The organism is Streptomyces sp. XM4193 (assembly GCF_023072595.1).
GTDB lineage: Bacteria > Actinomycetota > Actinomycetes > Streptomycetales > Streptomycetaceae > Streptomyces.
On the sequence record NZ_JALLGK010000014.1, the window covers coordinates 40,088 to 47,768 of the forward strand.

Sequence of the window (7,681 nt, forward strand, 5' to 3'; positions counted from 1 at the left end):
GGCGCCGGGCGCCATCGCACCGCCTCAGCCGAGGCTGTCCGGCAGGGGCAGGGGGTCCGCGGGCAGAAGCTGCGGGCGCTTGGCCGTGCGACCGTCTCCGGAGGATCGACCGCGCAGCCGACGACCGAGCCACGGCCCGAGGAACGTCCCGACCCACCGCAGCTCGGTGGCGACTGTCGCCGGCAGACCGGGCGCCGGGCGGTGGGGCAGCGGACGGGTCCAGGAGTCGTCGGCGCCGGGGAGCCCGAGCACCTCGGCCACCGCGTCGGCGAGCAGCTGGTGGCCGAGCGGACCTGCGTGCAGCCGGTCGGGGCTCCACAGCCGCGCGTCGGTGACCACCGGCGTCCCGTACATCTCCGCCAGATGTACGCCGTACTGCGAACTCAGCTCGCGCACACGGGAGTTGAGCGCGACGACGCGCGGCAGCAGCGGCCTGGCGAACGGCGAGAAGCGGGACACGTCCGGGAAGGTGAAGGTGGCGACCTCGGCACCGGCCTCGGTGCACGCGGCGAACATCGCCTCCAGATGGCCCGCCACCTCCCCGATGTCGCACCGGGGCCGCATCAGATCGTTCATCCCGGCGACGATGCTGACCAGGTCGGGCTTCAACTCCAGTGCGGGAGCGAGCTGTTCGGCGTGGATCTGCTGCGCCGTACGGCCGCGGACGGCGAGGTTGGCGTAGCCCAGTTCCGGGTTCTCGGCGGCCAGCCGGACGGCGAGGCGGTCCGCCCAGCCGCGCAGCCCGGCGGCGTCGTCGCCGTCACCGACGCCCTCGGTCTGGCTGTCCCCGACGGCGACGTAGCGGTGGTACTGCGGCACGGGTCCTCCGAAGCGGTGCGGGACGGTCAACGGGCTCTGCGTTCGCGGGAGTTGGCGTCGCCGCCAGGCCCGCCCGGCGCCTCGCCCTCCGGTGCCTCTCGCTCCGGTGCCTCGCCCTCCGGCGCCTCGCCGCCTGCGGGCTCGTCCGCGGCGGGCGCCGTACGCATCGTCGCCGCCTCGCGGGCGTCGAGGACGGAGAGGGCCAGCTCGCACCAGCGCAGATTGTCCTGCTCGAAGGCGATACCGCGCAGCAGGGCGAGATAGGGGCCCACCCGCTCGCCCTCGCGGAAGTGCTCGGCCTCGGTGCGGCCGTCGAGCAGCCGACCGCGGAGACGTTCGTAGCGTTCGAGCTTGGCGCCCGCCCACTGGGCGCGCTCCTCGATGTGGACGCGGACGGCTCCCGGCTCCGCGTCGTCGAGCATCGCCACCTTGATCATCAGCTCGTCCCGGACGGTGCCGGGCTTGGGCGGGGCGGCGGCGAACTCGCGCAGCGCCGCACGACCGGCGTCGGTGAGCCTGAACAGCCTTTTGTCCGGGCGGCGTTCCTGCCGCACGACGCGTGCGGACAGCAGCCCCTCGGACTCCATCCGCGCCAGCTCGCGGTAGAGCTGCTGGGGCGTGGCCATCCAGAAGTTGGCGATCGAGGCGTCGAAGTCCTTGGCCAGCTCGTACCCCGACGCCTCGCCGTCCAGGAGGGCGGCGAGTACCGCATTGCGTAGTGCCATGAGCCAAGAGTAGCGGAAGTGAGTAGTAACCTTTTTGAGTAATCAACTCGACAAGCAGTAGAGCCGCCGGGCGCACCGCCACGAACTGGGACGGCCGCGGCCCCGAGCAGGGAGGAAGCATCGTGGACTCATTCCGCACCGCAGTGGAGGCCGGAAACTTCGAAGCAGTCGAGGAGCTGCTCGCCGAGAACGTCGTCTTCACCAGCCCGGTCGCGTTCAAGCCGTACGAGGGCAGGGCGCTCACCGCCGCCATCGTGCGCGGCGTGGGACGGGTCTTCGAGGACTTCCGCTACGAGCGGGAGATCACCAGCCCCGACGGCCGCGACCAGGCGCTCGTCTTCCGGGCCACGGTGAACGGCCTGGAGATCAACGGCTGCGACTTCCTCCACCTCGACGAGAGCGGCCTGATCGACGACTTCCAGGTGATGGTCCGCCCGCTGTCGGCGGCGAACGCGCTGGCCGAGGCGATGGGCGCCCAGTTCGACCGGATCACCGCCGAGGCGACGGCCGCACAGGCGGCGGCGACCGGGCAGGACGGGACGCGGTAGCGAGCAGGACGGGACGCGGTAGCGAGCAGGACGGGACGCGGTAGCGAGCAGGACGGGACGCGGTGGCGCAGCAGCGCGGGACGCGGTGGCGCAGCAGCGCGCCCCGGGAGAACTCGCTCCGCGGCGGGACGCGCTGTCACATCCCTCCCGCGGCCGGTGTCTGGATGGGTGCAGGACCAGACAGGCGGCCGTACGGCCCCACAGACAGGCCGTACGCGCCGCAACAGACCCGGACAGCGGGAGGGCACCATGTCCACCACCAGAATTCCCCCGGCACGCATCACCGGCCCGTACGGAGCGCTGGTCACCCGGATGGCCAGACGGATGTTCGGCGACACCCCCGAGCCGCTCGGCGTGCTCTGGCACAACCGCCGCGTGCTCCGCGCCGGACTCGCCCAGGGCCGCGGGACGCAGAAGTGGGACGCCTGCGACAACGGCCTCAAGTCGTACGCGCACCTGGCCGTGATGTCGCTCGTCGGCTGCTCCTGGTGCCTGGACCTCGGCTACTTCGAGGCCCACCACAAGGGCCTGGACGTCAACAAGGCGCGAGAGGTGCCCGGTTGGCGCGAGTCGGAGGTCTTCACACCGCTGGAGCGCGACGTGATGGAGTACGCCGAGGCGATGTCGTTCACCCCTCCCACCGTGACCGACGAGCTCTCCGCCCGTCTCCTCGCCGAGCTCGGCGCACCCGCGCTGGTGGAGCTCACCGCCTACGTCGCGATGGCCAACCAGGCGGCCAGAACCAACATCGCGCTGGGCATCGAGTCGCAGGGCTTCTCCGCCTCCTGCGGCCTGCGTCCCATGGCACAGCGCCCGACACCCGAACACCCGGCCGCGGGCACTGCCGCCGACGAACGCACGGCTCGGCAGGGCGAAAGGCGCGCGTCCTCGTGATGACCGATCGTGGTGGGGTGCCCGAACCCACACCCCCGCCCCGGGACAACCGCGAAGCCGACGACCGTCCGGCGACCGACGGGCCGGACGGCCCAGTCCCGTCCAGGTCCGTCCCGGCCGGCTCGGACCCGCCCGGCTCCGTCCCGTACGCCGACGATCCGTTCGTCTCCCACCGCGGGCTGCTGTTCACCGTCGCCTACGAGATGCTCGGTTCGGCCGCCGACGCCGAGGACGTCGTGCAGGAGAGCTGGCTGCGCTGGGCCGGCGCCGACCGCGAGCAGGTGCGCGAGCCGCGCGCGTACCTCGTGCGGATCGTGACCCGCCAGGCGCTGAACCGGATGCGTACGGTCGCACGCCGGCGCGAGGAGTACATCGGCCAGTGGCTGCCCGAGCCGCTGCTGACCACCCCCGACGTCGCCGAGGACGTGGAGCTGGCGGAGAGCGTCTCGATGGCGATGCTGACCGTGCTGGAGACGCTGCAACCGGTGGAGCGGGCGGTGTTCGTGCTGCGCGAGGTGTTCGCGGTGCCCCACGAGGAGATCGCCGCCGCGCTCGACAAGACCACCGCGGCCACGCGGCAGATCGCTCGCCGCGCGCGTACCCACGTCGAGGCGCGACGCCCCCGCACACGGGTCAGCGCGGCCGAACGCGAGCAGGTCTCCGAGCGCTTCCTGGCGGCCGTGCGCGGCGGTGACCTCGACACGCTGCTCGAACTCCTCGCCCCCGACGTGGTGTTCGTCGGCGACGGCGGCGGCTTCGTGAAGGCCGTACTGCGCCCGGTGACGGGAGCGCAGAAGGTCGCCCGGCTGCTCGCCGCCGGCCATCGGCGCGTCGACATCGACGGCCGCACCGTACCGGTCAACGGCGGGCCCGGGCTGTGGATCGAGGCCGACGGCCGCTTCGCCGCGCTCGGCTCGCTGGAGATCGTCGACGGCCTCATCACCGGCATCTACACCGTCAACAACCCCCACAAGCTGACCCGGTTGAGCGAACCGACCCGCTTCGAACGCTGACCCGCGCCCCACCGACCCGAAGAGCTCCCGCCCCGCACGACCCGCGGGCCCGTCACCCAGCCCGGCCCGCGCCGCGACCAACCCCCGCGGTGCCGCGACGAGTTGACCCGGCGGAAGCCCCAACCCCCGTCGTGGGCGCCCGAACAGTCCGTGCGTCCGCAGCCCGCGCCACGAACTCCCCGTGCACGCCGTCGAGTTCGCCGGGGCCCGCCGCAACCGCCGGGCGCCGTATACGCTGGACACGCACTCGCACGAGCAGATTCGACCCGTCGCAGCTCGCACACGCACCCGTACCACCCGTACCCGCGCGCCGCCGGCACTCCTCGTACTTCGGTCCAGACCCTTGACCAATGGTCTGGACCTTTCTACGCTCGCGAACACTGCGGCGAGAACGCGCACCTCACGTACTCGCAAGGCGGCGCAGGTCCCCCCGTTCCCCCTCCGGGTTTCCGGACCACAGCTCGAGGAGCACCCCTTGAGAGCAGGCACTGTACGACGTCACCCCAGGACCGGACGGCTCAGACGGCGGATCGCCGCCGTCACCGCAGCGGTCGTCGTCCCACTCGCCCTCGTGGTGGGCCTGGCCCCCTCCGGCCAGGCCGCGCCCGACGCCGAACCGCCGAAGGCAGCCGACGACAAGGCAGTTGCCGCCCCCGGCGACCACATCAACCTCGGTTACTTCATCGAGTGGGGCGTCTACGACCGCAACTACCACGTCAAGAACCTGGTCTCCAGCGGCTCCGCGGAGAAGCTCACCCACATCAACTACGGCTTCGGCAACGTCGAGGGCGGCAAGTGCACCATGGGTGACAACTTCGCCGCGACCGAGCGCGCCTACACCGCCGAGGAGAGCGTCGACGGAGTGGCGGACGCCTGGGACCAGCCCCTGCGCGGCAACTTCAACCAGCTCAAGAAGCTCAAGGCCGAGTACCCCCACATCAAGGTGCTGTGGTCCTTCGGCGGCTGGACCTGGTCCGGTGGCTTCGGTGAGGCGATGAAGGACCCGGCCGGCTTCGCCAAGTCCTGCAACGACCTCGTCAACGACGAGCGTTGGGAAGGCGTCTTCGACGGCATCGACCTCGACTGGGAGTACCCCAACGCCTGCGGCGAGACCTGCGACGAGAGCGGGCACGCGGCGATGAAGGACATGATGCAGGCCTTCCGCGGCGAGTTCGGCGACGACAAGCTCGTCACCGCCGCCATCACCGCGGACGCCTCGGACGGTGGCAAGATCGACGCGGCGGACTACGCCGGCGCGGCCGAGTACACCGACTGGTACAACGTGATGACGTACGACTTCTTCGGCGCCTTCGCCCCCCAGGGCCCGACCGCCCCGCACTCGCCGCTCAACAGCTACGACGGCATCCCGTCCGAGGGCTTCAACTCCGACGCCGCCATCACCAAGCTCACCGAGATCGGCGTCCCCTCCGAGAAGCTCCTGCTCGGCATCGGCTTCTACGGCCGCGGCTGGACCGGTGTGACCCAGTCCGAGCCCGGCGGCAGCGCCACCGGCGCCGCGCCCGGCACCTACGAGGACGGCATCGAGGACTACCGCGTCCTCAAGGAGACCTGCCCGAGCACCGGCACCGTCGCCGGCACCGCGTACGCCCACTGCGGCAACAACTGGTGGGGCTACGACACCCCGGAGACCATCACCGACAAGATGGGCTACGCCAAGGAGAAGGGCCTCGGCGGCGCCTTCTTCTGGGAGGCCAGCGGCGACACCGCCGACGGCGAGCTCATCACCGCCATGCACAACGGTCTGACGTCCTGACCCACGTCCCGCACCACGAGGCCTGACCCGCCTCGCCGTCCGGGCAGCGGACCGCCCCGTCTGCCCGAACACCGTGCCCCCGGCCCCCACCCGGACCGGGGGCGCGGCCCGTACACCCCACGGTGCCCGCCCGGCCGACACGGCCCCCGCAGCCCGCACGCGGGCGTGCGTGGCGGTACGCGGCCGTGCAGGCAGGCGCCGAGGCAGTCACGCGGCGACTCGGCCGGCGCCGCTCACCCGCACAGCGCCGCACGCTGCAGCCGCGCCACCGCCTCGCTGCGCGGCACCGGCGCCCGGCCGGCCAACTCCTCCGCGAGGTCGAACACGTTGCCCACCAGCACCAGTTGACGACGTCCGTCCGCGCTGCCGACCGCCACGCTGGTGTAGCCGGGACCGCCGCCGTCCGTCATCCACGCCTCGACCGACCGGCCGTCCGCGCCACTCCCGTCTCCGTCCGGGTCACCGTCCTCGCACGGCACCTCGATGCGCTGCACCCCGAGCCCGTACCGCGGAGCGTCCGGGAGACGCACCGTCTCCAGCAGCGCCCGCTGCTGCCTCTCCGGCAGCAACTCGCCGCCGAACAGCGCCCGGTGGAAGCGCGCCAGATCGTCCACCGTGGACACCATCGCACCGGCGGTCCAGTCGTAGGAGGTGCTGAACCGGGTCATGTCCTGCCCGTCGAGGTCGTAGCCCCGCAGATGCCGGCCCGCCACGGACGACTCCGACACCGGAAAGTACGTGCCGTCCAGGCCCAGCGGCTGCACGATCCGCAGGTCGATCTCCTCCGGAGCGCTGCGGCCCGTCACCGCCTCGATCACCAGGCCGGCCAGCAGGTAGTTGGTGTTCGAGTAGCCCCAGCGCTCTCCCGGCGCGAAGTCCGGACCGTGCTCGACGGCACGCCGGATCACCTCCCGCGGCGAAATGACACGGTCCCGATCACCGTCCTGCAGATAGGGCGCGAAGAACTCAGCCTCCGTGGTCGGATCGTGAACTCCCGAAGTGTGGTTGAGCAGTTGGCGGAGGCTGATCTCCGCACCCCGGTAGCCGTTGCCCACGACCGTGCCGGGCAGCCACCGCTCGACGCTGTCGGCAAGCGACAGCCGTCCCTCTCCCTCGAGTTGCAGCAGCACGGTGGAGACGAAGGCCTTGGTGTTGCTGGCGATACGGAACCGGTCGCCGATGGCGGCCGGCACCCGCCGCTCGACGTCGCCGAGGCCCGAGGCGGCCCGTTCCTCCCTGGTGCCGTCCCGCACGTACGCCACCGCGCCGGGGAAACCGTCCGCCACCATCTGCTCCAGGCCGTCCCGCAGCCCGTCACGGGCCTCGGCCCCCGCAGCTCGGTCGAGCGCCGACACCGCCAGCACCCCGGCGAGCGCAGCAGCACACATCCCCGCATACAGTGCCGCGAATCTCTTCCCCGACCTCATCGGCTTCCCCGCTCCCTTGTGCTCGCTCCGCTCGGAACCACCACCACGAGCCTCGGCGGACACCACGGAAAACTCCATCCGGCCGGCATCACCACTGAGGTGGGGACAGCCTCAGCCGGACCCGCGAAAACACAGGACTGCCTCACCGAAATCAGGACACAAAAAAAGCGAGTCCCCCTGGGAAAACCCAGGGGGACTCGCTTCAATGATTGTTCGGCGGTGACCTACTCTCCCACACGCTCCCGCATGCAGTACCATCGGCGCGGACAGGCTTAGCTTCCGGGTTCGAAATGTAACCGGGCGTTTCCCCATCGCTATGACCACCGAAACACGGTGAAACACACAACCGGAACGGGTTGCTGTCTCAGAAACCACACAGTGGACGCGAGCAAATCTATGGTCAAGCCCTCGGCCTATTAGTACCGGTCAACTCCAACCCTCACAGGTCTTCCATATCCGGCCTATCAACCCAGTCGTCTAC

The 7,681-nt window shown here is 71.1% G+C and carries 7 protein-coding genes and 2 rRNA genes; 4 read left to right on the forward strand and 5 right to left on the reverse strand.

Going from position 1 to position 7,681, the window contains the following annotated elements; translation table 11 throughout:
- Positions 1-24 precede the first annotated feature (24 nt).
- Positions 25-819, reverse strand: a complete 795-nt coding sequence (locus MTQ01_RS24570) for an SGNH/GDSL hydrolase family protein (protein ID WP_247493076.1) — start codon at positions 817-819, stop codon at positions 25-27.
- Positions 820-845: 26 nt separating this feature from the next.
- Positions 846-1,544: a PadR family transcriptional regulator gene (locus MTQ01_RS24575; protein ID WP_374207855.1), complete on the reverse strand. Its 699-nt coding sequence runs from the start codon at positions 1,542-1,544 to the stop codon at positions 846-848.
- A 122-nt stretch (positions 1,545-1,666) separates the two neighbouring features.
- Between MTQ01_RS24575 and MTQ01_RS24580 the strand changes: the two genes are divergently transcribed.
- The 4 genes from MTQ01_RS24580 to MTQ01_RS24595 all read left to right on the forward strand — a co-directional run bounded on the left by MTQ01_RS24580 (position 1,667) and on the right by MTQ01_RS24595 (position 5,773).
- A complete protein-coding gene (locus MTQ01_RS24580; protein ID WP_247493077.1) occupies positions 1,667-2,092 on the forward strand; it encodes a nuclear transport factor 2 family protein in 426 nt (141 codons plus the stop codon).
- A 249-nt stretch (positions 2,093-2,341) separates the two neighbouring features.
- Positions 2,342-2,986, forward strand: coding sequence for a carboxymuconolactone decarboxylase family protein (locus MTQ01_RS24585; RefSeq protein ID WP_247493078.1), 645 nt, complete (start codon positions 2,342-2,344; stop codon positions 2,984-2,986).
- Positions 2,986-3,999 (forward strand): RNA polymerase sigma-70 factor, encoded by a 1,014-nt coding sequence (locus MTQ01_RS24590; RefSeq protein WP_282614105.1) that lies wholly within the window; start codon positions 2,986-2,988, stop codon positions 3,997-3,999. Before MTQ01_RS24585 ends, MTQ01_RS24590 begins: the two co-directional genes overlap by 1 nt.
- Before the next feature lie 475 nt (positions 4,000-4,474).
- Positions 4,475-5,773: a glycoside hydrolase family 18 protein gene (locus MTQ01_RS24595; RefSeq protein WP_282614106.1), complete on the forward strand. Its 1,299-nt coding sequence runs from the start codon at positions 4,475-4,477 to the stop codon at positions 5,771-5,773.
- A gap of 233 nt (positions 5,774-6,006) precedes the next feature.
- Here MTQ01_RS24595 and MTQ01_RS24600 read toward each other — a convergent pair whose 3' ends face one another.
- From MTQ01_RS24600 to MTQ01_RS24610, 3 genes are all read right to left on the reverse strand, one after another.
- Positions 6,007-7,161: a serine hydrolase gene (locus tag MTQ01_RS24600; protein WP_247493079.1), complete on the reverse strand. Its 1,155-nt coding sequence runs from the start codon at positions 7,159-7,161 to the stop codon at positions 6,007-6,009.
- 250 nt (positions 7,162-7,411) lie between these two features.
- A 5S ribosomal RNA gene (gene rrf, locus MTQ01_RS24605) occupies positions 7,412-7,528 on the reverse strand.
- A 68-nt stretch (positions 7,529-7,596) separates the two neighbouring features.
- Positions 7,597-7,681: ribosomal RNA gene (locus tag MTQ01_RS24610) — 23S ribosomal RNA — on the reverse strand; the annotation flags it as partial.

Bases quoted from the DNA above. Each gene is read 5' to 3' on its own strand.
- MTQ01_RS24575 (WP_374207855.1), bottom strand. From the start codon at position 1,544: ATGGCACTACGCAATGCGGTACTCGCCGCCCTCCTGGACGGCGAGGCG.
- MTQ01_RS24585 (WP_247493078.1), top strand. From the start codon at position 2,342: ATGTCCACCACCAGAATTCCCCCGGCACGCATCACCGGCCCGTACGGA.
- MTQ01_RS24590 (WP_282614105.1), top strand. From the start codon at position 2,986: ATGACCGATCGTGGTGGGGTGCCCGAACCCACACCCCCGCCCCGGGAC.
- MTQ01_RS24600 (WP_247493079.1), bottom strand. From the start codon at position 7,161: ATGTGTGCTGCTGCGCTCGCCGGGGTGCTGGCGGTGTCGGCGCTCGAC.